This window comes from Mycobacterium branderi, from assembly GCF_010728725.1.
In the GTDB taxonomy this organism is placed as follows: domain Bacteria; phylum Actinomycetota; class Actinomycetes; order Mycobacteriales; family Mycobacteriaceae; genus Mycobacterium; species Mycobacterium branderi.
Genome location: NZ_AP022606.1, coordinates 5,003,753 through 5,025,143, shown reverse-complemented (window position 1 = coordinate 5,025,143; position 21,391 = coordinate 5,003,753). Strand labels below are relative to the sequence as shown.

Genomic DNA, 21,391 nt, shown 5'->3' with positions numbered 1-21,391 from the left:
TCTCGAGGTGACCGTGCCGAAGGTGTCGGTGCTGATCACCGTCACCGGTGTCGACCAGCCTGGTGTGACGTCGGCGCTCTTCCAAGTGCTCTCGTCGCACAAGGTCGAGCTGCTTAACGTCGAACAGGTGGTGATCCGCGGCCGGCTGACGCTGGGCGTGCTGGTGTCCACCACGCCCGAGGTGGCCGAGGGAGACGCGCTGCGCCAAGACGTCGCGGCGGCGATCCACGCCAAGGGCCTGGACGTCACGATCGAGCGCAGCGACGACCTGCCGATCATCCGCGAGCCCTCGACGCACACCATCGTCGTGCTGGGCCGTCCGATCACCGCCGAGGCGTTCGGCGCGGTGGCCCAGGAGGTGGCCAAACTGGGCGTCAACATCGACGTCATCCGGGGCATCTCCGACTATCCGGTCACCGGGTTGGAGATGCGGGTCTCGGTGCCGCCGGGCATCGGCGGGCAGCTGCAGGCGGCGATGACGCGGGTGGCCGCCGACGCCGGGGTCGACGTGGCGGTCGAGGACTACAGCCTGTCGCGGCGCGCCAAGCGGCTCATCGTGTTCGACGTCGACTCGACGCTGATCCAGGGCGAGGTCATCGAGATGCTGGCCGCCCGGGCCGGCGCGCAGGCCGCCGTCGCCGCCATCACCGACGCCGCCATGCGCGGCGAGCTGGACTTCACCACATCGCTGCACCAGCGGGTGGCCACCCTGGCCGGGCTTCCCGTCGAGGTGGTGGAGGACGTCGCCTCCCAGCTGGAGCTGACGCCGGGCGCGCGCACCACGCTGCGGACGTTGCGGCGGTTGGGTTTTCACGTCGGCGTGGTCTCCGGCGGGTTCCGCCAGGTGATCGAGCCGCTGGCCGAGGAGCTGATGCTCGACTTCGTCGCCGCCAACAAGCTGGAGATCGTCGACGGCAAACTGACCGGCCGGGTCGTCGGCCCCGTCATCGACCGGGCCGGCAAGGCCGAGGCGCTGCGGGACTTCGCCGCCCAGGCCGGGGTGCCGATGGAGCAGACCGTCGCGGTCGGTGACGGCGCCAACGACATCGACATGCTGGCCGCGGCCGGCCTGGGCGTGGCGTTCAACGCCAAACCGGCACTGCGCGAGGTGGCCGACGCGTCGCTGAGCTATCCGTACCTGGACACCGTGCTGTTCATCCTCGGGGTGACCCGCGGCGAGATCGAGGCCGCCGACGCGGTCGACGGCCTGATGCGTCGCGTCGAAATACCCCCGGAGTAGCGCGGTGTCGCGGTACGGCACGATGGTCGGGTGCCCGAAACCGCAAGTGAGGCAGCCGACCCCGACCTGCTGATCGACTTTCACGACATTTCGCTGCGCCGCGACGGGCGGGTGTTGGTCGGGCCCGTCGATTGGTCGGTCGAGCTCGACGAACGCTGGGTGATCCTGGGGCCCAACGGGGCCGGCAAGACGTCGCTGCTGCGCATCGCCGCCGCCGCCGAACACCCCTCGTCGGGGGTGGCGTATGTGCTCGGTGAGCGGCTGGGCCGGGTCGACATGTCCGAGCTGCGCGCCCGGGTGGGCCTGAGTTCCTCGGTGCTGGCGCAGCGGGTGCCCGGCCACGAAGTGGTGCGTGACCTGGTCGTCTCGGCGGGCTATGCGGTGCTGGGCCGGTGGAAGGAGCGCTACGAGGACGTCGACTACCACCGGGCCATCGACATGCTGGAAAGCCTGGGCGCCGAGCACCTGGCCGACCGCACCTACGAGACCCTCTCGGAGGGGGAACGCAAGCGGGTGCTGATCGCCCGCGCGCTGATGACCGACCCCGAGCTGCTGCTGCTCGACGAGCCTGCCGCCGGCCTGGACCTCGGCGGCCGCGAAGAGCTGGTGGCCCGGCTGACCGACCTGGCCGCCGACCCCGACGCGCCGGCGCTGGTGCTGGTCACTCACCACGTCGAGGAGATTCCGCCCGGCTTTTCGCACTGCATGCTGCTCTCGGAGGGACAGGTCGTCGCGTCGGGCCTGCTGCCCGACGTGCTGACCGCCGAAAACCTGTCTGCGGCATTCGGGCAGTCGATCGCCGTCGACGTCATCGACGGGCGGTACTTCGCCCGTCGCACCCGCACCCGCGCGGCGCATCGGAGGCGCGCATGACCGAACCGCTGCCGGCGCGGCCGGCCGCGACCGTGATGCTGGTCCGCGACACTGACGACGGCATCGCCGTGTTCTTGATGCGACGGCACTCGAAAATGCACTTCGCGGCGGGCGTAATGGTGTTTCCGGGCGGCGGGGTCGACGACCGCGACCGCAATGCCGACATCGCCTGGGCCGGGCCGGCGCCGTCGTGGTGGGCGCAGCGGTTCGGCGTCGACACCGACCTGGCCGAGGCGCTGGTGTGCGCGGCCGCCCGGGAAACCTTCGAGGAGTCCGGCGTGCTGTTCGCCGGGCCGGCTGACGACCCGCACGGCATCGTCGGGGACGCCGCGGTCTACCGCGAATCGCGGCTGGCATTGGCGGCGGGGGAGCTCTCGTTCGCCGACTTCCTGCGCACCGAGAACCTGGTGCTGCGCGCCGATTTGCTGCGGCCGTGGGCCAACTGGGTCACCCCCGAAGCCGAACGCACCCGCCGCTATGACACCTACTTCTTCGTCGGCGCGTTACCGGAGGGGCAGCGCGCCGACGGCGAGAACACCGAATCCGACCACGCCGGCTGGAGCACCCCGGAGGCCGCGATCGAGGACTTCGCTGCCGGCCGCACCTTCCTGCTGCCGCCGACCTGGACGCAGCTGGACTCGTTGGCCGGTCACACCGTCGCCGACGTGCTGGCGGTGGAGCGCAAGATCGTCGCAGTGCAGCCGGACCTGGCGGTCAAGGGCGACAACTGGGAGTTCGAGTTCTTCGACTCCGAGCGCTACAACCAGGCGCGGGGCCGGCGGTGGCCGTGACCGAATTCGTCAGCATCCACACCGACGCCAACCGGCCCGGTGTGGCCACCCTGTTGCTGTCGCGGCCGCCGACCAACGCGATGACCCGCCAGGTGTATCGCGAAATCGCCGGGGCCGCTGCGGAATTGGGCCGCCGCGACGACGTCGCCGCGGTGATCGTGTTCGGTGGGCACGAGATCTTCTCGGCCGGCGACGACATGCCGGCGCTGCGCGCGCTGAGCGTGGCGGAGGCCGAGACGTGGGCCCGGGTGCGCCGCGAGGCCGTCGAGGCCGTCGCGGCGATCCCGAAACCGACCGTCGCGGCCGTCACCGGATACGCGCTGGGCGCCGGTCTGACTCTGGCGTTGGCCGCCGATTGGCGCGTGGCAGGCGACAACGTGCGGTTGGGTGCGACGGAGATCCTGGCCGGCCTGATTCCCGACGGCGACGGGCTCGCTCGGCTGACCCGCGCCGTTGGTGGCAGCCGGGCCAAGGAGCTGGTGTACAGCGGGCGATTCTTCGACGCCGAAGAGGCGCTGGCATTGGGCCTCGTCGACGACATGGTGGCCCCGGACCATGTGTACGACTCCGCCGCGACCTGGGCCGCCCGGTTTGTCGACGGCCCGTCGTACGCGCTGGCGGCGGCCAAGGCCGGTATCGACGGCGTCTACGACCTGGCACCGGCCGAGCGGCTCGCCGCCGACCGCCGCCGCTATCTGGACGTGTTCGCCCGTGCCGTTAAGCTGGGCCACCATGACCAGTACTGATCCGGCGCCGCAGCCACACGCCACTGCCGAGCAGGTGGAAGCGGCGCGGCACGACAGCAAGCTGGCCCAGGTGCTCTACCACGACTGGGAAGCCGAGAACTACGACGAGAAGTGGTCGATCTCGTATGACCAGCGCTGCGTCGACTACGCGCGTGACTGCTTCGACGGCGTTGTTCCCGACGACGAAATCCACCGGCTGCCGTACGACCGCGCCCTCGAATTAGGCTGCGGCACAGGGTTTTTCCTGCTGAACCTGATCCAGTCCGGGGTGGCGCGGCGCGGGTCGGTCACCGACTTGTCGCCGGGCATGGTCAAAGTCGCCACCCGCAACGGGCAGTCGCTGGGGCTGGACATCGACGGCCGGGTCGCCGACGCCGAGCGCATCCCCTACGACGACGACACCTTCGACCTGGTGGTCGGGCACGCGGTGCTGCACCACATTCCCGACGTCGAGCTCTCGCTGCGCGAGGTGCTGCGCGTGCTGCGGCCGGGCGGGCGGTTCGTGTTCGCCGGCGAGCCGACCACCGTCGGCGACGGCTACGCGCGGGCGCTGTCCACGCTGACCTGGCGCGTGACCACCAACGTCACCAAGCTGCCCGGCCTGGGCGCCTGGCGGCGTCCGCAGGCCGAACTCGACGAATCTTCGCGCGCCGCAGCGCTGGAGGCCGTCGTCGACCTGCACACGTTCGCCCCCGCCGACCTCGAGCGGATGGCAGCGGCCGCCGGCGCCACCGACGTGCAGACCGCCACCGTGGAGTTCACCGCCGCCATGCTGGGCTGGCCGCTGCGCACGTTCGAGTACGCGGTGCCCTCCGAGCGGCTGGGCTGGGGCTGGGCGAAATTCGCGTTCACCAGCTGGAAGACGCTGAGCTGGGTGGACGAGAACCTGTGCCGCCGGGTGGTGCCGAAGGGCTGGTTCTACAACGTGATGATCACCGGGGTCAAACCGTCCTGACGTTCGGGCTCGACGACGTTGCCTACCTGGCATCGGACGCGGGCTCCGCGGCGCTGGCCGTGGTGGCCGGTTTCGAGCTGACCGACCTGGTGGCGGACATCGCCGCGATCCGGGCCCGGTTCGGCGACCGCACACCGGTGCTGGTCGAAACGGTGTTGTTGCGCCGCCGCGCGGCCGCCAAACTGCCGGGCACCAGCGACTGGCTGTTCACCGACGAGGCGCTGCAGCAGGCCAGCGCCGCCCCCGTCGCCCAGCATCGCGCGCAGCGGTTGGCCGGCTTGGTGGTGCACGACGTGACCTGCTCGGTCGGCACCGAGCTGGCGGCCCTGCGCGGTGTGGCGGCCCGGGCGGTCGGCAGCGACATTGACCCGGTGCGGCTGGCGATGGCGCGGCACAACGTCGGAGATGTCGCGCTGTGCCGCGCCGACGCACTGCGCCCGGTGACCCGCGACGCGGTCGTCGTCGCCGACCCAGCGCGTCGCAGTGGCGGGCGGCGCCGCTTCAACCCGCGCGACTACCAGCCCGCGCTGGACGCGTTGTTCGACGTCTACCGCGGCCGTTCGCTGGTTGTAAAGTGCGCTCCCGGAATCGATTTCGACGCAGTGCGGCGTCTCGGCTTCGCCGGCGAGATCGAGGTCACCTCGTACGGCGGCTCGGTTCGGGAAGCCTGCCTGTGGTCGGGTGTATTGGCTTCGCCGGGAGTGCGGCGGCGGGCCACTGTGCTGGATCGCGGCGAACAGATCACCGACGCCGAGCCGGACGACTGCCCGGTGCGGCCCGCGGGCCGCTGGATCGTCGACCCCGACGGCGCGGTTGTGCGGGCCGGTCTGGTGCGCCACTACGCGGCGCGGCACGGGCTGTGGCAGCTGGACCCCGACATTGCCTACCTCTCCGGCGAACGGTTGCCGCGCGGGGTGCGTGGCTTCGAGGTTCTCGAGCAGGTGGCGTTCGACGAGCGACGGCTGCGTCAGGCGCTGGCCGCGTTGGACTGCGGCGCCCTCGAGATTCTGGTCCGCGGCGTCGACGTGGACCCCGACGCGCTGCGCAAGCGACTGCGACTGCGCGGCCGGCAGGCCCTGTCCGTGGTCATCACCCGCATCGGCTCCGGCAGAGCGGTGTTCGTTTGTCGTCCGTCGCGATGACGGTCCAGGTAGGCTGGCCGGGACGGCGGCTGCGCCGTCTTTTAAGTTTGCGAGGACACATCGACGATGCGCACTGTGATCGCGGCCGCGCTGCTGGCGGCCGGAGCCCTGGTGGGCTGGCCGGGCGGGCCGCGGGCCATCGCCGACCCGTCATGCACAAGCATGGGCGGCAGCCTCGAGGGCGGGCAGACGTGTCACGTGCACACCGCGAACTCCACCTACACCCTCGACATGAAGTTTCCGGTCGACTATCCCGACCAGCAGGCCCTGGCTGACTACCTCACCCAGAACCGGGACGGGTTCATCAACGTCGCGCAGACGTCGGGACCCCGCGACCAGCCCTACCAGATGGAAGTGACGTCCGAGCAGTACCGCTCGGGCAAACCGCCGAAGGGCACCCAGAGCGTGGTGCTCAAGGTGTTCGAAGACTTGGGCGGGCCGCGTCCCTCGACCTTCTACAAGGGTTTCAACTACGACCTCGACAAACGCCAGCCGATCACCTTCGACAACCTGTTCGCGCCGGGCAGCAAGCCGCTTGACGCCATCTATCCGATCGTGCAGCGAGAGCTGAGCCGGCAGACGGGGCTGGGCGGCACAATCCCGCCCGGCACCGGCCTGGACTCGTCGCATTACCAGAACTTCGCTATCACCGACGACTCGCTGATCTTCTACTTCGCGCCGGGGGAGTTGCTGCCGCCCTTCGCGGGCGCCGCCCAGGCGCAGGTGCCGCGTAACGCGATCCCGCCGTTGGCGGTGTCTTAGGCCGGGGCGAAGCTGTACACCTGACCGTCGCTGGTGGCGGCGACCACCCGGCGATCATGGCCGACCGCCACCCCGACCGGGTAGCCGGTGGCCTCCGGCAGCGGATAGCTGCCATGGGTGTGGCCGTCGCGCGGGTCGAAGATCAGCAGCGACATCCCGCGATCGGCTTTGGCCACCGTGTAGCCGACGCCGCTGCCGGCCAGGCTCGACGTACACAGCGGGGTGACGTCGTCGCGGCGCCACACCAACTCGGCGTGGTCGCCGGCGTCTTTGAAGGCGACCAGCTGCGTGTCGGGACCGCCGCCGGACACGATCAGCCCGCCTGGCGTCAGGGTGGGCGGCGTCTGCGCCAGGAACTTCAGCGGCGCTGACCATTTCGGCTTCCCGTCGGCGGCATGCAGCGCCCACAGCTGTTGGTCGCGTCCGTTGACGTAGACGGTCGAGCCGTCCGCGGACAGCACCGGGCTGGCAAGCACACCGGTCGCCACGGCGTCACTGGTCCACTCCCGGGTCAGCAGCGGGTTTTGTCCCGGGTGGTATTTCAGGCCGACCAGCACCGCCGCGTTGGCGCCGGGCTCCCAGAGGCCCAGTACCACGGCGCCGGTCGTGGCGGCAAAAGCCGGTGCCGCGGCGACGGGACAGCCCGGTCGGGCCGGTGCGCAATCGGAAAGCCCGCGGGTGGGATCGGTCGAATCGACGCCTTCCACCAGGTCCAGTGGGCTGCCGACCACGGTGCCGCGGTGCGCGTCGAACACCAGCACCTGGCCCAGGTGGGTGACGACCAGCAGCTGACCATCTTTGAGAATCCTTGGGGTGGAAGGCATTCCGATCACCGGTGCCCGCCAGCGCGTCCACTGGGTGGGCGGAAAGGACATCATCGCCCCGGGCTGGCCGACGTAGACGTTGTCGAAGCCGTCGAACAGAGGGCCGGCAAAGCCGCCGCCCTGAACCAGGCGTACGCACCAGCGCTGCCGGCCGTTGTCGTCGTTCTCCCACTCCATCAGCGAGCACCCGGCCGGGGTTTGCGCGTTGAGCACCATCCAGCCACGGCCGCTCAGCGCCGGTGCCGCGGCCAGGCTGCCCTTCACCGACCGCGTCCAGCCCAGTTTCAGTGTGGTCGCACCGGTCGTATGGGTGTAGCTGGTGTTGGACGCGTCGCCGTATTGCGCGGGCCATCCCGGGGCGGGCGCGGCTTCTACCCAGGAGTCTGTGTTCCGGCAGCCGGCGAGCGTCAAGATCACCACCGCGGCCACCACCGCAGGGTTACGGCGAAAGCTGGCGTCTTTCACGTCCACAAGCCGCCCACTCGGCAGAAAGGGCGTGCGCCAGAACACGCTGCCGAGAGTAGCGGGTGGCGTCTCCTCAGACCGCTCCGCGGTCCGGATCGGCGCCGGACTAAGCTCTGCGGCCATGACGACCATGTGGGGCGCACCGCTGCATCGCCGGTGGCGGGGATCGAGGCTGCGTGACCCACGCCAGGCGAAGTTCCTGACGCTGGCGTCGCTGAAGTGGGTGCTGGCGAACCGCGCGTGGACCCCGTGGTACCTGGTGCGCTACTGGCGGTTGCTGAAGTTCAAGCTCGCCAACCCGCACATCATCACCCGCGGCATGGTGTTCCTCGGAAAGGGCGTGGAGATCCACTGCACCCCGGAACTGGCCCAGCTCGAGATCGGTCGCTGGGTCCACATCGGCGACAAGAACACCATCCGCGCCCATGAGGGCTCGCTGCGGTTCGGCGACAAGGTGGTGCTGGGCCGCGACAACGTCGTCAACACCTACCTCGACATCGAGATCGGCGATTCGGTGCTGATGGCCGACTGGTGCTACATCTGCGATTTCGACCACCGGATGGACGACATCACGATGCCGATCAAGGACCAGGGCATCGTCAAGGGCCCGGTCCGCATCGGGCCGGACACCTGGATTGCCGCCAAGGTGACGGTGTTGCGCAACACCACCATCGGCCGTGGTTGCGTGCTCGGATCGCATGCGGTGGTCAAGGGCAACATCCCGGACTACTCGATCGCGGTCGGCGCGCCGGCCAAGGTGGTCAAGAACCGTCAGTTGGCGTGGGAGACGTCGGCCGCCCAGCGAGCCGAGTTGGCTGCGGCGCTGGCCGACATCGAACGCAAAAAGGCGAGCCGCTAGCCCTCGGAGATGCGCCGATAGCGGCGCAGCGCTTCGACGCGCTCGGCGCCGTGGTCGACGATGGGCGGCGGGTATCCGGGCGGGCGCTGGCCCCGCCGTAGGTGGGCGTCCTGGGCAGTGGCCAACTCCGGGACCCAGCGTCGGACGTAATCGCCTGCGGGGTCGAACTTTTCGGCCTGTGCGACGGGATTGAAGACCCGGAAGTACGGTGCCGCGTCGGTGCCGCTTCCCGCACACCACTGCCAGCCGTGCTGGTTGTTGGCCATGTCGCCGTCGACCAGCTGCTCGAGAAACCACCGGGCACCCCACTGCCAAGGCAGGTGCAGGTCCTTCACCAGAAACGACGCGACGACCATCCGCATGCGGTTCGGCATGAATCCGGTGTCGCGGAGCTGACGCATGCCGGCGTCGACAAGCGGGAATCCGGTCTGGCCGGCTTTCCACGCATCGAAGCGGCGTTCCGCCTCCGTCCCGGTGTCGGTTTGGATGGAGTCGAAACCGCGGTTCCAGTTACGCCAGGCGCTGGCCGGCCAGTGATGGAGCACGGCAGCGTAGAAGTCGCGGAAAGCCAATTGGCGCAGATAGGCTTTCGGCCCGCTGCGACGAAGATCAAGGTCGGCCGCCATGGTCCGCGGGTGAATCGTGCCGAATTTCAGATGGGCCGACATGCGACTGGTGCCGTGGCGGTCGAGCCGGTTGCGATCCTCCGCGTAGTGGTCCATCCCGTCACGGACAAACCGCGCCCATTGCCGTCGCGCAGCCGCTTCACCGGCTGCGAGGTCAAGCGTCACACCGGGATCCGGGATCTCGCAGCGTTCGATGGCCACCTGGCCCGGATCGAGCCAGCGTGCCGATTCGACGCCAGACCGCGCCGGTGGCGGCCATCCCGCCTCGCGCCAGTTCCGCAGGAAGGGCGTGAACACCCGATACGGTGTGCCGTCGTTTTTGGTGACTCGTCCCGGTGACACCAGGTACGGCGATGCTGTGGCCACCAACGGAACGTTGCCCAGCGCCTCGCTCACCCGCCCGTCGCGGCGCCACCCGAACGGCGTGAAGTCCGCTGACACATGCACCGACGACGCTGCAATTTCCTTGGCAATAAGGGGAATCCGCTCTTCTGGCCGGCCACTGGTCACCAGCAGCCGGCCGTCGAGGCCGTCGCGTAACTGCCGAAGCGAGTCGCACAGGAACTGCAAACGGCGCCGGGCGGGTGAGGCCTCCAGGCGCGGATCGACAACGAAGCAGGCCAGCACCTCGTCGCCAGCGTCGGCCGCCTCCAACAACGGGGGCAGATCGTGCAGCCGCAGATCGCGGCGAAACCACAGCAGCGTGGGCATTTAGCGGTTGAGTCGCCAGATATCGGTGGACATGGCGGTAGCGAAGGCACACCAGAGTGGGTAGGGCGACAGGGCGAGTGCGGCCCGCGGATCGGCTTGGGCGGTCCTGCGCACCAAGTCGGCGCTGCTGGCTGTCAGCGCGGCGGCGCCGACGGCAGAGGCGCCGAGCCGCCCGAAACGGAAGAACAGCCAACTCCACCCCGCGTTGAGAAACAGATTGAGACCCAAGGCGATCGCGTAGCGGCGGGCATCGTCGCGGCGTCCGGCCCGACGCAAGCGGTCAACGGCCAGCGCAGAGGTGGCCGCGATGTCGGTGTACAGCGCGCTCCAGGCCGCCGGGAAGACCGGGCTTGGCGGCACATAGGCCGGCTTGCGCAGCCGCGCATACCACCCCGCGACGCGGGACCGGCTGGCGAGGCTTCCGCTACCGGCGGCTGCGGCGACGGCCAGCGACGTCGCAACCAGTGTGGGCTTATTCATCTGTCTCCCTTTCGGTTTAGTTGCGAGCGGGGTCGGTGGGCCACCAGATGCGGTCGCCGATCAACGCGAACAGGGCGGGGATCACCAGAGTGCGCACGACGAACGTGTCGAGCAGGATCCCGAGTCCGACGATGATGCCCAGCTGTGTCAGCACAATCAGCGGCAGCACTCCGAGCACGCAGAACACCGCCGCCAAAACGATTCCTGCACTGGTGATCACGCCGCCGGTCGACGACACCGCACGGATCATGCCGTCGCAGGCACCGTGGCCGGCGGCCTCCTCGCGGGCACGGATGACCAGGAAGATCGTGTAGTCGACCCCCAGAGCAGCCAGGAACATGAACGCGAACAACGGCGTGCTGTTATCCAGCGCCGGGAAGCTGAACACCCGCAGACTGGCCCAACCGCCCAATCCCAGCGCTGCGAGGGCACCCAGAATTGTGGCCGCGAGCAAAGTCGGCGGCGCGAGCACCGATCGCAGCAAGGCGTAGAGCACCATCACGATGACCGCCAGGATGGCCGGAATCAGCACCAGCCGGTCACGCTCGGCCGCATCGCGAATGTCGAGGGCCTGCGCGTCGGCGCCGCCCACCACGGCATCAGGGTCTGCTTTTTTCACCGAATCACGCAGCGCTGCAATAATTTTGAATGCGTCATCAGACGCCGGCGCCGCGTTGATCACCAGCGACCACTGTGTCAACGCGGTCGGTGAATTCGACGCGGTTGCCGACGCCACCCCGGCTGTTGTGTTGATCGCTTGCTGCACTTGGGGTTTGTGGGCGGTGGCGGCGATCACCATGGTTGGGTTGGCCAGGCCGGCGGGAAAGTGGTGGGCGAGGACGTCAAAACCGGTCACCGAGTCGGCCTTGCCCCGGAATTGCTCCGTCTGCGACAGGCCGATCCGTATGCCAAGCAGCCCGGTGGCCATCACGGCCAGTGCCGCGATCGCGACTACGGCGACCAGTGCCGGACGTCGCGCAACCGACTCGGCCATCCGATGCCAGGGCCGGGAACCGATCGCCCGGTCGTCGCCCGGGCGAGGGATCAGCGGCCAAAACAGCCGGGGCCCACACATTGCCAGCAGCGGCGGCAACACCAGCAGCACCGACACCGCCGCGACCGCCAGGCCGCACGCCGCCAGCACTCCCAGACTGCGGGTACTCGGCGTCGCGGCGAGCAGCAGGGTCAGCAGCCCCAGCACCACGGTCGCGTTGCTGGCGACGATGGCGGGCGCGGCTCTGCGCACCGCGCGGCGCAGGGCCGCGCGGTGGTCGGCGTTGCGGCGAAGCTCTTCGCGGTAACGCGAAATCAGCAGCAGCGCATAGTTGGTGCCGGCGCCGAACACCAGCACGCTCGTGATCCCGGCGGTGGAGCCGTCGAACCTCAGCCCGGTCGGGCCGGCCACTGCAGTGCCGACCGCCGTCGCGACGCGGTCGGCGAATGCGATGACCCCCAGCGGCACCAGCCACAGCACGGGGGAACGGTAGGTGGCGATGAGCAACAGAGCCACCACCGACGCCGTGACCGCCAACAGCGTGATGTTGGCGCCGGCGAACGCGTTGGCGATGTCGGCGCCGAACGCCGGCCCGCCGGTGACGTGGGCTCGGAGGTCCGGCGGCAGGCCGGTGGCCGCGGCGCTGCGCAGGGCCGCCACCGTGTCGTCGAGGGCCAGACCGGTCAACTCGGCACTGAGCGGCACCACTCCGACGACGGCCTTCCCGTCGGCCGACACCGTCATCGGCGGCCCGGGATCGGGGCCCATTACCGCCTGCATCCGGGCGCGGGCCTGATCAGCGGCCGCCACGTCGGGCGCGCCCAGGCTGGTGCCGTCCGAGCGGGTGACCACCAAGATCGCGGACGTGCGGTCACCACCCGGGAACTGGGCCGCCAGGGCCTCAGCACGCGCGGATTCGGAGCCCGGTGGTAGCGACACAGGGGCCTGTCCGGCCGCGCTGTTCGCCCCGCCCATCGCCGTGAAACCGGCGCCGAGCACGACCGCTCCGAGGGTGATCAGCCAGGAACGGCGACGGGTCACCGCGGCGGCGAGACGGTCCCAGGTCACCACCCCAGAATTTCAGCAACTTAATGGTTAAGCAACTGAAAGATATGGGGTTATGCTGCGGAGGGTCATGGATGAGCAACTCGACAGCCGCGAAGAACTGGAATCGCTGATCTCGGCCGACCTACGGGCCCTGACGAGCGAATCCGATCAGATCGGCCAGTTGTTTTCCCGGTCGCAGGGCGTCCGGATCGCCGATTTCCGCGCGCTGCTGCACATCATGGTTGCCGAAACAGCCGGGGCGCCAATCACTTCCGGAGAACTTCGAGACCGGATGGGCTTGTCCGGTGCCGCGATCACGTACATGGTGGACCGACTGATCGACTCCGGGCACATCCGCCGAGAGTCCCATCCCGCCGACCGGCGCAAAGTCGTGCTCCGCTACGCCCCGGCCGGCCTCGCCACCGCCCGTTCGTTTTTCACCCCGCTGCGCCAACACACCCACGCGGCGCTCGCAGGGTTGCCCGACGCCGAGTTGGCCGCCGCCCACCGGGTTTTCAACGCGCTGATCGCGGCGATGCGCGCGTTCCAGGCCGATCTGGGCGCGCCGTGATTCAGCGGTCCGGCAGCGCGTGCTCGATGATCGGCAACCTCGGCAGCGGCTGGCGTTCGCGACGCTTGGCCGCCAGGTATACCTGCGCGGTTTCCCCGGCCACGGTGTGCCAGTCGAAGTCGGCGGTGAGCCGTTCTCGCGCGGCGTACGCGCGACGCTGTGCGGCGGCGGGGTCGTCGAGCACCTTGCGGACCGCGCTGGCAAGCCGGGCCACGTCGCGCGGCGGGAAGGACATCCCGGTTTGCCCGTTGATCACTGCCTCGCCCAGGCCGCCGATGTTCGTTGTCACCAGCGGCGTGCCGGCCGCGGCGGCTTCCAGGGCGGCGAGCCCGAACGGCTCGTAGTGGCTGGGCAGCACCGCGGCGTCGGCGCGGTGCAGCGCGGCCAGCAGGTCGTCGTGGTCGAGCCGCCCGGCGAACCTGGTGGCTCTGAGCACCCGGTGCTGACGGGCCTGCTCGACGAGCCACTCTTGCTGGGTGCCCTCACCGGCGATGGTCAGCGTGGTACCGGGATGGGTGCGTCGAATGCGGGGCAGCGCGGCGATCGCGTCGTGCACGCCCTTCTCGTATTCCAGCCGACCGACATACAGCAGTTCCGGCGGGCCGGTACGGCTACGCCGCGGCGCGAATGGCCAACGGGCGGCGTCGATTCCGTTGCGGATCACGGTGATCTCGGCCAGTCCCGGCCCGAACAGCTCGGTGATCTCGTCGCTCATCGACGTCGAACATGTGATCAGCGAATCGGATTCGCGCACCAGCCATGATTCGACGGCGTGGACTTGCCTGCTGATCGGGCCGGACACCCACCCGGAGTGTCGACCGGCTTCGGTGGCATGGATCGTGGAAACCATTGGCACGTCGAAGTATTCGGCTAACGTAATCGCCGGATGCGCCACTAGCCAGTCGTGCGCGTGCACCACGTCGGGGGTGAAGTCCAGCGCCAGGCCGGCCCGGATCATGGCGTGGCCCATTGCCAGGGTCCAGGCCATCATGTCGTTGGCAAAGGTGAACTCGTGCGGGTCCTGCGCTGCGGCGACTACCCGCACGCCCTCGCTGATCTCATCCGACGACGGGTGCGTGCTCGGGTCGGTGCCCGTCGGGCGACGCGACAGCACGACGACCTCGTGGCCGGCCGCGGCCAGCGCCGTGGCCAGGTGATGGACGTGGCGGCCCAGCCCGCCGATCACCACCGGCGGGTACTCCCAGGAGACCATCAGGATTTTCATGCGGCGGGCCACCTTTGGCGCGAGCGTGCACAGAATGCCGCCCGCGAGGGCGTGTCGGCGCGCAGAAACGCACGCTCGCGGAGAAGGAGAAATGTCATGGCAGCCTCCGCGCGTCCAGCGCGCCGAACAGCCCGTCGGCGCGGTTCCACCCGTCGGCCAGCCGCTGCGCAACCTCCCGGCGGCCCGACGCCAGCGCATCGGCGATCTCCCGGGTGGCGTGCGCGTGCAGGTGTGCCCGGTAGCGGGCATAGTCGGCCGCGGAGTCCTTGCTGACCATGAACGGCCAGTCGCTGGACACCGTCAGCAGCGTCTCGCGCAGGATCTGATCGGCAATCTGGTCGCGGGGGATCGGGCCGTCCAGCGACGCCGTCTGGGTCAGCGCCTTGTCTACGGTGCTGAGCGCGGTGTCGACCACTTCGGTGTTGAGCTGCACCAGATCGGCCACCTTCTCGCCGGCCCACACCTGCCAGTCTTTGCCGGAACCCCAAGAGCTGGGCGGTAATTCGACCGCCTCGCCGACGAAGCCACCGGCGATCGCGTCGCTCAGAGTGCCGACCCGAACCCCGGCCTCCGGCAGCGCGCGCAGCACCCGCTGCAGCCACACCGGACCCTCGTACCACCAGTGGCCGAACAATTCGGTGTCGAAGGCGGCGACAACGTGCGCCGGTCGGCCGATCCGCTCGGACTCACTCGTCAGCCGCGCGCGGACCACGTCGACGAAATCGGCGACGTGGCTGTCGACCGCGCGATCGGCCCGCTCGGGGTCGTAGGGCGCCTTGGCGTCCGACGGCACGTTGCGACCGGTGACCCGGGCCGGCTTCAGGCCGGTGCGGTGGTCGTAGGTGTGGAAGTCGCGGTAGGCGGCATGGCCGGGGTAGCCGGATTTCGGCGACCACACCCGGTAGCTCACCTGCAGATCGCGGCCGAACGCCACCACGTCGGTCGCGCCGACCGGCCGGCCCAGCGCGGTGTCGCCGTGCAACGACGGGCCGTCGACCATGAAATGGCCGACTTCTGCTGCGGCATAGTCGTTTTCCATGCCCGGGGCATAGGCGCACTCTGGCGCCCAGATCCCGGTGGGGGTGTGGGCCACGCGTTGCCGGGCGTCGGCCAGGCCTTCGCGCAGGGCGAATTCGCGCAGCCGCGGCGCCAGCAGTGGCTGGAACGGGTGGGCCAGCGGGCCGCCGAGCAATTCCACCGTGCCGGCGTCGATCAGGCCGCGCAGCAGCGGGCTGCCGCCGTGGTGCCACAGCGTGGCGAAATCCTCGAGAGCGTGGTCCGCTTCGGCGCGCTCGCGAATTCCGAACGCGCGCAACGGCTCCGGCAGCGTCGTGGCCTCGGTGGCGCGCAGTTGCCAGTTGGCCAGCCAGTGGTACATGCCGTCGAGGCAGTACGGGTCGTCGAGCTGCGCCGTCACCACCGGCGTCATGCCCAGCGTGATTACGCCGCGCCGGTCCTCGGCGGCCAGGGTGTGCAGTACCCGCAGCAGCGGCAGATAGGCGGCCGACCACGACTGGTAGAGCCATTCCTCGCCGACCGGCCAGCGGCCGTGGTGGGCCAGCCACGGCAGGTGCGTGTGCAGCACCAGCGTGAACATGCCCGGCACCCGATTCGTCACGGGCGCACCGCAATTGCGACCAGATCGAGGCTGTCATCGATGTCGCGGTCGGCGGCGTCGACGAGGTCGAAGTCCGCGGTGGTCACCGCGGCGACGTCGGCCAGCAGCTCTGCCGGCCAGGGTGCGTCGGCCACCGCCCGCGCCACCTGCGCGTCGATGATCGAGCCGCCGTGCCGGGCGTCCATCTCGGCCAGTCGGGGGCCGTGAAAAACCCCGCTCAGCGACACCGAGCCGAATCCGGCGTCGACCAGAAGCCCGGTCAGCTCGTCGGCGTTCAGTTCGCGGGTGTGGAACGGATTGATCGGGGTATCGCGGCCCGGCGAAAACGTGATCCGGTTGGGCGTGGACACCATCAGCAAACCGGACGGCCGCAGCACCCGCGCACATTCGGCGACGAACTGCGCCTGGTCCCAGAGATGCTCGATGACCTGGAAGTTGACCACGACGTCCACCGACGCATCGGGCAGCGGCAGCTGACTGAGGTTGCCGTGCTCCACCTTCACCCGCGGGTAGCGGGCGCGGACGTGGGCCACCGTGGGCTCGTCGTAGTCAACCGCGATCACGCGGCGAGCCACCCCGGCGATCAGATCGGCGCCGTAGCCCTCGCCGCAGCCGGCTTCCAGCACGTCGCGGCCCGCGCAGTGCGGCGCGAGCCGCTCGTACACCACCTCGTGGCGGCGAAACCAGTAGTTCTCCACGTCCAGGCCCGGGATCGTGCGTTCGCCGGTCAGCGTCAGCACGGGATCGGGGAGGTCGGGGACGAATGCGTTCATTGCATAGGCAGGCTAGTCCCAGCATCCGAACCGCGAACGGTCAACCGCAGACGGGCGGGCAATCGGCCTACCACGACCCGCTATGGTGTGAGAGCGAACCGCACAAAGTTACCGGCTAGTAACATGCGTTTGCGGTCGAGTAGCACGTGACCGAGCTCCTGTCGCCGCCGGCTACAGGACTCCTTCGAGGAGGACGAAGCACACTCATGACGAACATCGTGGTCCTGATCAAGCAGGTCCCAGACACTTGGTCGGAGCGCAAGCTCACCGACGGCGACTTCACCCTGGACCGCGAGGCCGCCGACGCCGTGTTGGACGAGATCAACGAGCGCGCAGTCGAAGAGGCGCTGCTGATCCGGGAGAAAGAGGCCGCCGACGGCGTCGAGGGCTCGGTGACCGTGCTGACCGCCGGCCCCGAGCGGGCCACCGAGGCGATCCGCAAGGCGCTGTCGATGGGCGCCGACAAGGCCGTGCATCTCAAGGACGACGGCATGCACGGCTCGGACGTCATCCAGACGGGGTGGGCGCTGGCCCGTGCCCTGGGCACCATCGAGGGCACCGAGCTGGTGATCGCCGGCAACGAGTCCACCGACGGCACTGGCGGCGCGGTGCCGGCCATCATCGCCGAGTACCTCGGCCTGCCGCAGCTCACCCACGTGCGCAAGCTCTCGGTCGAGGGCGGCAAAATCACCGGCGAGCGGGAGACCGACGACGGCGTGTTCACGCTGGAGGCGTCGCTGCCTGCCGTGGTCAGCGTCAACGAGAAGATCAACGAGCCGCGCTTCCCGTCGTTCAAGGGCATCATGGCCGCCAAGAAGAAGGAAGTCACCGTCCTGACGCTCGCGGAGATCGGCGTCGAGGCCGACGAAGTCGGGCTGGCCAACGCCGGATCCTCGGTGCTTTCGGCGAGCCCCAAGCCACCCAAGACCGCCGGTGAGAAGGTCACGGACGAGGGCGACGGCGGCACCAAGATCGCCGAATACCTGGTTGCGCAAAAGATCATCTAAAACCACTAGACCCGAAAGACACGGAACACACTCATGGCTGAAGTACTGGTGCTCGTCGAGCACGCCGAAGGTGCGCTGAAGAAAGTCACCTCAGAACTCATCACCGCGGCCCGTCGGCTGGGCGAGCCCGCCGCTGTCGTGGTCGGTACACCCGGGACGGCCGAGCCGCTGGTCGACGGGCTGAAGTCGGCCGGCGCCGCCAAGATCTATGTCGCCGAATCCGACGTCGCCGACAACTACCTGATCACCCCGCAGGTCGACGTGCTGGCCGCGCTGGCCGAATCGTCGTCGCCGGCGGCGGTGTTGCTGGCCGCCAGCGCCGACGGCAAGGAGATCGCCGGCCGGCTGGCCGCCCGGATCGGCTCTGGCCTGCTGGTCGACGTCGTCGACATCAAGGAGGGCGGCAAGGCCGTGCACTCCATCTTCGGTGGCGCGTTCACCGTCGAGGCGCAGGCCAACGGCGACACCCCGGTGATCACCGTGCGGGCCGGCGCCATTGACGCCGAACCGGCCGACGGTGCGGGCGAGCAGGTCACCGTCGAGGTGCCCGCACCCGCCGAGAACGCCGCCAAGGTCACCTCGCGGCAGCCCGCCGTCGCGGGCGATCGCCCGGAGCTCACCGAGGCCAGCATCGTGGTCTCCGGTGGCCGTGGCGTGGGCAGCGCCGAGAACTTCTCCGTGGTCGAGGAATTGGCCGACTCGCTGGGCGGCGCGGTCGGCGCGTCGCGCGCCGCCGTGGACTCCGGCTACTACCCGGGCCAGTTCCAGGTGGGTCAGACCGGTAAGACGGTGTCGCCGCAGCTCTACATCGCGCTGGGCATCTCCGGAGCCATCCAGCACCGCGCCGGCATGCAGACGTCCAAGACGATCATCGCGGTCAACAAGGACGAAGAGGCGCCGATCTTCGAGATCGCCGACTACGGCGTGGTGGGCGACCTGTTCAAGGTCGCGCCGCAGCTGACCGAGGCGGTGAAGGCCCGCAAGGGCTGAGATCGCCACCAGACGTAAAAGCCCCCGGCACCCGGTGTGTCGGGGGCTTTTTACGTCTCGCCCGATGTTCGCTGCAACATAGTCATCTACCGTGCACGAACACGTTACGGCGACGATGCCGGTTAGCTGAACGGCTGCGCAACGGTGCTGGCTGTGAGCACTTTTTCTGTACTCCTCGCCGCCGATCGACCATCGACCAAGACCCCGCGCTATTCCCTGCTGCTGTCCACCGACCCCACCCTGATCGAGGCCGCACAGCGGCTGCGCCACGAGGTGTTCAGCAGCGAGCCGGGCTTCGCGCTGACCGGGACTGCGGGCCTCGACGCCGACCGGTTCGACGAGCACTGTGACCATCTGCTTGTCCGCGAAGACAACTCAGGCGAGTTGGTGGGCTGCTACCGCATGCTCTCGCCGGCCGGCGCCATTGCGGCCGGCGGCCTTTACACCGCAACCGAATTCGACATGGCAGCACTCGATCCGCTGCGGCCGTCGCTGGTCGAAATGGGACGCGCGGTGGTCCGCAAGGATCACCGCAACGGCGCGGTGGTCCTGCTGATGTGGGCCGGAATCCTCGCCTACCTCGACCGACGCGGCTACGACTTCGTCACCGGCTGCGTGTCGGTTCCGGTCCGCGGGGACGGTCAAGAACCGGGCAGCCAGATCCGCGGCGTGCGCGACTTCGTCCTACGTCGCCACGCCGCCCCGCCGCGGTACCGGGTGCATCCGTATCGGCCTGTGATCATCGACGGACGCCCCCTCGACGAAATCCCCGCGCCGGCGCGGCCGGCGATCCCGCCGCTCTTGCGCGGCTACCTGCGGCTCGGCGCGCAGGTTTGTGGTGAGCCGGCCTACGACGCCGCGTTCGGCGTGGCTGACTTTCCGGCGCTGCTGGACAAGAACCGCGCCGACACGCGCTATCTGCGCCGCCTGCGATCGGTGTCGGCGGCCGCCGAGGCGACACGCAAGGTGGCCTGATGAGCGCACCCACTCATGCCTGGTGGCCGCGAGCATTCTGCGATGACACGTGCCTGCAAGCGGGCGCCGGTGACGCAGCCCGACGGTCGATGGTGGCGCTGCGGGTGTTGCTTGTGCTGTCGTTGGTGCCGGCGCTGCCACTGCTCGCCGTTCCGCTACCCGGCCGGTCGTGGGCGCAGCGCGCCTACTGCCGGCTGGTCTTGCGCTGTTTTGGTGTGCGCATCGCGGTGACGGGTGGGCCGATTCGTAACCTGCCCGGCGTCCTGGTGGTCAGCGACCACATGTCCTGGCTGGATGTCGTCACGATCGGCGCGGTGCTTCCCGGCGCGTTCGTCGCGCGCGCCGATCTGCTCGCCTGGCCTGCCGTCGGGCTGGTCGCCCGCATCTTCAAGGTCATTCCGATCGAGCGCGACAGCCTGCGGCGGCTCCCCGCAGTGGTGGACGCCGTCGCTGATCGGCTACGCGCCGGTGACACGGTCGTGGCGTTCCCGGAGGGCACCACCTGGTGTGGCCTCGCGTCGGGGCCGTTCTGTCCGGCACTGTTCCAGGCCGCGATCGACGCGGGCCGACCGGTCCAGCCGCTGCGGCTGAAATACCACCACGGCGACGGCCGAGTCTCGACCGCCCCGGCTTTCATCGGCGACGACACCTTGTTGACCTCGATGCGACGCCTGCTGTCCGCGCGCTGCACGGTGGCGCGGGTGTGCGTCGAATCCCTACAGCTGCCGGGCACCGACCGGCGCGAGCTCGCCCGACGCTGCCAGGCCGCGGTGCGCGACGACCTCGCGGTGGGCGATCAGGCGTGGGGCGCGCGTCTCGTCGGCAGAAGCTACCGCGCCTGCGCCAGCTGATTTCCGTCCGCGTCGAAGAGTTCCTTCGACCAGCGGTCGAGGAGCTCGGTGGTGTCCCAGTCGTCGGGGTGGAAGCCCGGGCGGGTGTAGGAGGCGATGCGACGACGGGTCTCGGCGCTCACCAGCGGCGACTTGCGGAAATCGTTGAGGCTTCGCAGCAGCCGTCGCGGGTTGTAGGACGCACGGTCGCGGGCCATCGACCGGAGCGTCTGGATCACCATCTCGGCCAGGAAGATCGCGGTGGCGATCCGCATGGCCCGCACCCGGGTCCGCTCGGTTCCGCCGACGGCCTGGAAGACGTCGAAGGCCACGGCTTTGTGCTCGCACTCTTCGAAGGCGTGCCACAGCAGTATCGGGCGCACGTCCGATCGGCCGAGCAGGTCGAGCATCTGCTCGTCGGTGAGCAGCAGCTCCGCCAACGTCGCCGTGTAGTGCTCCAGCGCGGCGGTGCCGGCCAGGGCCATCTCCGTGGAGAACACCTTTTCCAGCTTGGCGAGCAACCACGTGACGTGGCGGTCGAACCGCGCGGTGGGATAACCCATGTCCTGAAGTCGCTCGTTGAGCATCCGGTGTTGCTGGCGGTGGGTGGCCTCCTGGGCGATGAATCCCTTGACCGCCTGCTGCAATTCCGGGTCGGTGATCTGGTCGCGATAGTTGCGCACGGACCGGATGAAGAAGTCTTCGCCCTCCGGAAACACCGCGGACAGCATCGCGACGAGGTGGCTCATCACCAGGTCGTCGCCGGCGAAATGCTTCCGGGTGCCCGTGGGCAGCGTGAACTGGACGCGGCGGGCTTTCAATACTGGACGCTGGGGCATCGGTCCTCCTGTTGGCAAGCTCACATGTGACTTTACGCCTAGTCAGAT

The 21,391-nt window shown here is 69.3% G+C and carries 21 protein-coding genes; 13 read left to right on the top strand and 8 right to left on the bottom strand.

The annotated features are described in order from the left end of the window. The first annotated feature begins 13 nt into the window (after positions 1–13). The 7 genes from serB (at position 14) to G6N47_RS24455 (ending at position 6,509) form a co-directional block, all read left to right on the top strand. Positions 14–1,240 carry a phosphoserine phosphatase SerB gene (gene serB / locus G6N47_RS24485; protein WP_163659830.1) on the top strand — a complete coding sequence of 409 codons (1,227 nt, stop codon included), beginning with the start codon at positions 14–16 and terminating at the stop codon, positions 1,238–1,240. A gap of 30 nt (positions 1,241–1,270) precedes the next feature. Continuing rightward, a complete protein-coding gene (locus tag G6N47_RS24480) occupies positions 1,271–2,113 on the top strand; it encodes an ABC transporter ATP-binding protein (RefSeq protein ID WP_083129605.1) in 843 nt (280 codons plus the stop codon). Continuing rightward, entirely contained in the window at positions 2,110–2,904 is a 795-nt protein-coding gene (locus G6N47_RS24475; RefSeq protein ID WP_083129604.1) for an NUDIX hydrolase, read from the top strand. The genes G6N47_RS24480 and G6N47_RS24475 overlap by 4 nt, the downstream gene beginning before the upstream one ends. Next, the gene (locus G6N47_RS24470) at positions 2,895–3,650 is read left to right on the top strand and encodes an enoyl-CoA hydratase (RefSeq protein ID WP_139799281.1); all 756 of its coding nucleotides are present in this window, start codon (positions 2,895–2,897) and stop codon (positions 3,648–3,650) included. Before G6N47_RS24475 ends, G6N47_RS24470 begins: the two co-directional genes overlap by 10 nt. Continuing rightward, positions 3,637–4,605 (top strand): class I SAM-dependent methyltransferase, encoded by a 969-nt coding sequence (locus G6N47_RS24465; protein ID WP_083129603.1) that lies wholly within the window; start codon positions 3,637–3,639, stop codon positions 4,603–4,605. Before G6N47_RS24470 ends, G6N47_RS24465 begins: the two co-directional genes overlap by 14 nt. After that, a complete protein-coding gene (locus G6N47_RS24460) occupies positions 4,602–5,747 on the top strand; it encodes a class I SAM-dependent methyltransferase (protein WP_083130435.1) in 1,146 nt (381 codons plus the stop codon). The genes G6N47_RS24465 and G6N47_RS24460 overlap by 4 nt, the downstream gene beginning before the upstream one ends. A gap of 66 nt (positions 5,748–5,813) precedes the next feature. After that, the gene (locus tag G6N47_RS24455; protein WP_083129602.1) at positions 5,814–6,509 is read left to right on the top strand and encodes an esterase; all 696 of its coding nucleotides are present in this window, start codon (positions 5,814–5,816) and stop codon (positions 6,507–6,509) included. Here G6N47_RS24455 and G6N47_RS24450 read toward each other — a convergent pair. Further along, positions 6,506–7,765, bottom strand: a complete 1,260-nt coding sequence (locus G6N47_RS24450; protein WP_232080390.1) for a PQQ-binding-like beta-propeller repeat protein — start codon at positions 7,763–7,765, stop codon at positions 6,506–6,508. The two genes, G6N47_RS24455 and G6N47_RS24450, sit on opposite strands and share 4 nt — an antisense overlap. Positions 7,766–7,919: 154 nt before the next feature. On the opposite strand from G6N47_RS24450, the gene G6N47_RS24445 reads away from it, so the two are divergent. Continuing rightward, positions 7,920–8,657, top strand: a complete 738-nt coding sequence (locus G6N47_RS24445; RefSeq protein WP_083129600.1) for an acyltransferase — start codon at positions 7,920–7,922, stop codon at positions 8,655–8,657. On the opposite strand, the gene G6N47_RS24440 is transcribed toward G6N47_RS24445, so the two are convergent. From G6N47_RS24440 to G6N47_RS24430, 3 genes are read right to left on the bottom strand one after another with little or no spacing between them, the layout of a single operon-like run. Next, positions 8,654–9,994, bottom strand: a complete 1,341-nt coding sequence (locus G6N47_RS24440) for a cryptochrome/photolyase family protein (RefSeq protein WP_083129599.1) — start codon at positions 9,992–9,994, stop codon at positions 8,654–8,656. The two genes, G6N47_RS24445 and G6N47_RS24440, sit on opposite strands and share 4 nt — an antisense overlap. Continuing rightward, positions 9,995–10,474 (bottom strand): TspO/MBR family protein, encoded by a 480-nt coding sequence (locus G6N47_RS24435; RefSeq protein WP_083129598.1) that lies wholly within the window; start codon positions 10,472–10,474, stop codon positions 9,995–9,997. A 16-nt stretch (positions 10,475–10,490) separates the two neighbouring features. Further along, on the bottom strand, positions 10,491–12,536 hold the full coding sequence (locus tag G6N47_RS24430; RefSeq protein ID WP_083130434.1) for an MMPL family transporter: 2,046 nt from the start codon (positions 12,534–12,536) through the stop codon (positions 10,491–10,493). Positions 12,537–12,603: 67 nt separating this feature from the next. On the opposite strand from G6N47_RS24430, the gene G6N47_RS24425 reads away from it, so the two are divergent. Continuing rightward, positions 12,604–13,086, top strand: coding sequence for a MarR family winged helix-turn-helix transcriptional regulator (locus G6N47_RS24425; RefSeq protein ID WP_372517487.1), 483 nt, complete (start codon positions 12,604–12,606; stop codon positions 13,084–13,086). Position 13,087: 1 nt separating this feature from the next. Here the strand turns inward: G6N47_RS24425 and G6N47_RS24420 are convergent, their stop codons facing one another. From G6N47_RS24420 to G6N47_RS24410, 3 genes are all read right to left on the bottom strand, one after another. Further along, complete coding sequence (locus tag G6N47_RS24420; protein WP_083129596.1) at positions 13,088–14,311, bottom strand: glycosyltransferase family 4 protein; 1,224 nt, start codon at positions 14,309–14,311, stop codon at positions 13,088–13,090. A 94-nt stretch (positions 14,312–14,405) separates the two neighbouring features. Beyond that, the gene (locus G6N47_RS24415) at positions 14,406–15,908 is read right to left on the bottom strand and encodes a 1,4-alpha-glucan branching protein domain-containing protein (RefSeq protein ID WP_083130433.1); all 1,503 of its coding nucleotides are present in this window, start codon (positions 15,906–15,908) and stop codon (positions 14,406–14,408) included. A 17-nt stretch (positions 15,909–15,925) separates the two neighbouring features. Next, a complete protein-coding gene (locus G6N47_RS24410; protein WP_083129595.1) occupies positions 15,926–16,702 on the bottom strand; it encodes a class I SAM-dependent methyltransferase in 777 nt (258 codons plus the stop codon). Between the two features lie 206 nt (positions 16,703–16,908). On the opposite strand from G6N47_RS24410, the gene G6N47_RS24405 reads away from it, so the two are divergent. The 4 genes from G6N47_RS24405 (at position 16,909) to G6N47_RS24390 (ending at position 20,525) form a co-directional block, all read left to right on the top strand. Beyond that, positions 16,909–17,709 (top strand): electron transfer flavoprotein subunit beta/FixA family protein, encoded by an 801-nt coding sequence (locus G6N47_RS24405; RefSeq protein WP_083129594.1) that lies wholly within the window; start codon positions 16,909–16,911, stop codon positions 17,707–17,709. A gap of 33 nt (positions 17,710–17,742) precedes the next feature. Beyond that, on the top strand, positions 17,743–18,699 hold the full coding sequence (locus tag G6N47_RS24400; RefSeq protein WP_083129593.1) for an electron transfer flavoprotein subunit alpha/FixB family protein: 957 nt from the start codon (positions 17,743–17,745) through the stop codon (positions 18,697–18,699). A 153-nt stretch (positions 18,700–18,852) separates the two neighbouring features. Then, positions 18,853–19,674 carry a GNAT family N-acetyltransferase gene (locus G6N47_RS24395; protein WP_083130432.1) on the top strand — a complete coding sequence of 274 codons (822 nt, stop codon included), beginning with the start codon at positions 18,853–18,855 and terminating at the stop codon, positions 19,672–19,674. Then, positions 19,674–20,525 carry a lysophospholipid acyltransferase family protein gene (locus G6N47_RS24390; RefSeq protein WP_083129592.1) on the top strand — a complete coding sequence of 284 codons (852 nt, stop codon included), beginning with the start codon at positions 19,674–19,676 and terminating at the stop codon, positions 20,523–20,525. Before G6N47_RS24395 ends, G6N47_RS24390 begins: the two co-directional genes overlap by 1 nt. Here the strand turns inward: G6N47_RS24390 and G6N47_RS24385 are convergent. Beyond that, positions 20,504–21,343 (bottom strand): metal-dependent hydrolase, encoded by an 840-nt coding sequence (locus tag G6N47_RS24385; protein ID WP_083129591.1) that lies wholly within the window; start codon positions 21,341–21,343, stop codon positions 20,504–20,506. The genes G6N47_RS24390 and G6N47_RS24385 overlap by 22 nt on opposite strands. Positions 21,344–21,391 lie beyond the last annotated feature (48 nt).

Coding starts and splice junctions, on each gene's coding strand:
- G6N47_RS24475 (WP_083129604.1), top strand. CDS start 2,110: ATGACCGAACCGCTGCCGGCGCGGCCGGCCGCGACCGTGATGCTGGTC.
- G6N47_RS24465 (WP_083129603.1), top strand. CDS start 3,637: ATGACCAGTACTGATCCGGCGCCGCAGCCACACGCCACTGCCGAGCAG.
- G6N47_RS24455 (WP_083129602.1), top strand. CDS start 5,814: ATGCGCACTGTGATCGCGGCCGCGCTGCTGGCGGCCGGAGCCCTGGTG.
- G6N47_RS24445 (WP_083129600.1), top strand. CDS start 7,920: ATGACGACCATGTGGGGCGCACCGCTGCATCGCCGGTGGCGGGGATCG.
- G6N47_RS24440 (WP_083129599.1), bottom strand. CDS start 9,994: ATGCCCACGCTGCTGTGGTTTCGCCGCGATCTGCGGCTGCACGATCTG.
- G6N47_RS24435 (WP_083129598.1), bottom strand. CDS start 10,474: ATGAATAAGCCCACACTGGTTGCGACGTCGCTGGCCGTCGCCGCAGCC.
- G6N47_RS24425 (WP_372517487.1), top strand. CDS start 12,604: ATGGATGAGCAACTCGACAGCCGCGAAGAACTGGAATCGCTGATCTCG.
- G6N47_RS24420 (WP_083129596.1), bottom strand. CDS start 14,311: ATGAAAATCCTGATGGTCTCCTGGGAGTACCCGCCGGTGGTGATCGGC.
- G6N47_RS24415 (WP_083130433.1), bottom strand. CDS start 15,908: ATGTTCACGCTGGTGCTGCACACGCACCTGCCGTGGCTGGCCCACCAC.
- G6N47_RS24410 (WP_083129595.1), bottom strand. CDS start 16,702: ATGAACGCATTCGTCCCCGACCTCCCCGATCCCGTGCTGACGCTGACC.
- G6N47_RS24405 (WP_083129594.1), top strand. CDS start 16,909: ATGACGAACATCGTGGTCCTGATCAAGCAGGTCCCAGACACTTGGTCG.
- G6N47_RS24400 (WP_083129593.1), top strand. CDS start 17,743: ATGGCTGAAGTACTGGTGCTCGTCGAGCACGCCGAAGGTGCGCTGAAG.
- G6N47_RS24390 (WP_083129592.1), top strand. CDS start 19,674: ATGAGCGCACCCACTCATGCCTGGTGGCCGCGAGCATTCTGCGATGAC.
- G6N47_RS24385 (WP_083129591.1), bottom strand. CDS start 21,343: ATGCCCCAGCGTCCAGTATTGAAAGCCCGCCGCGTCCAGTTCACGCTG.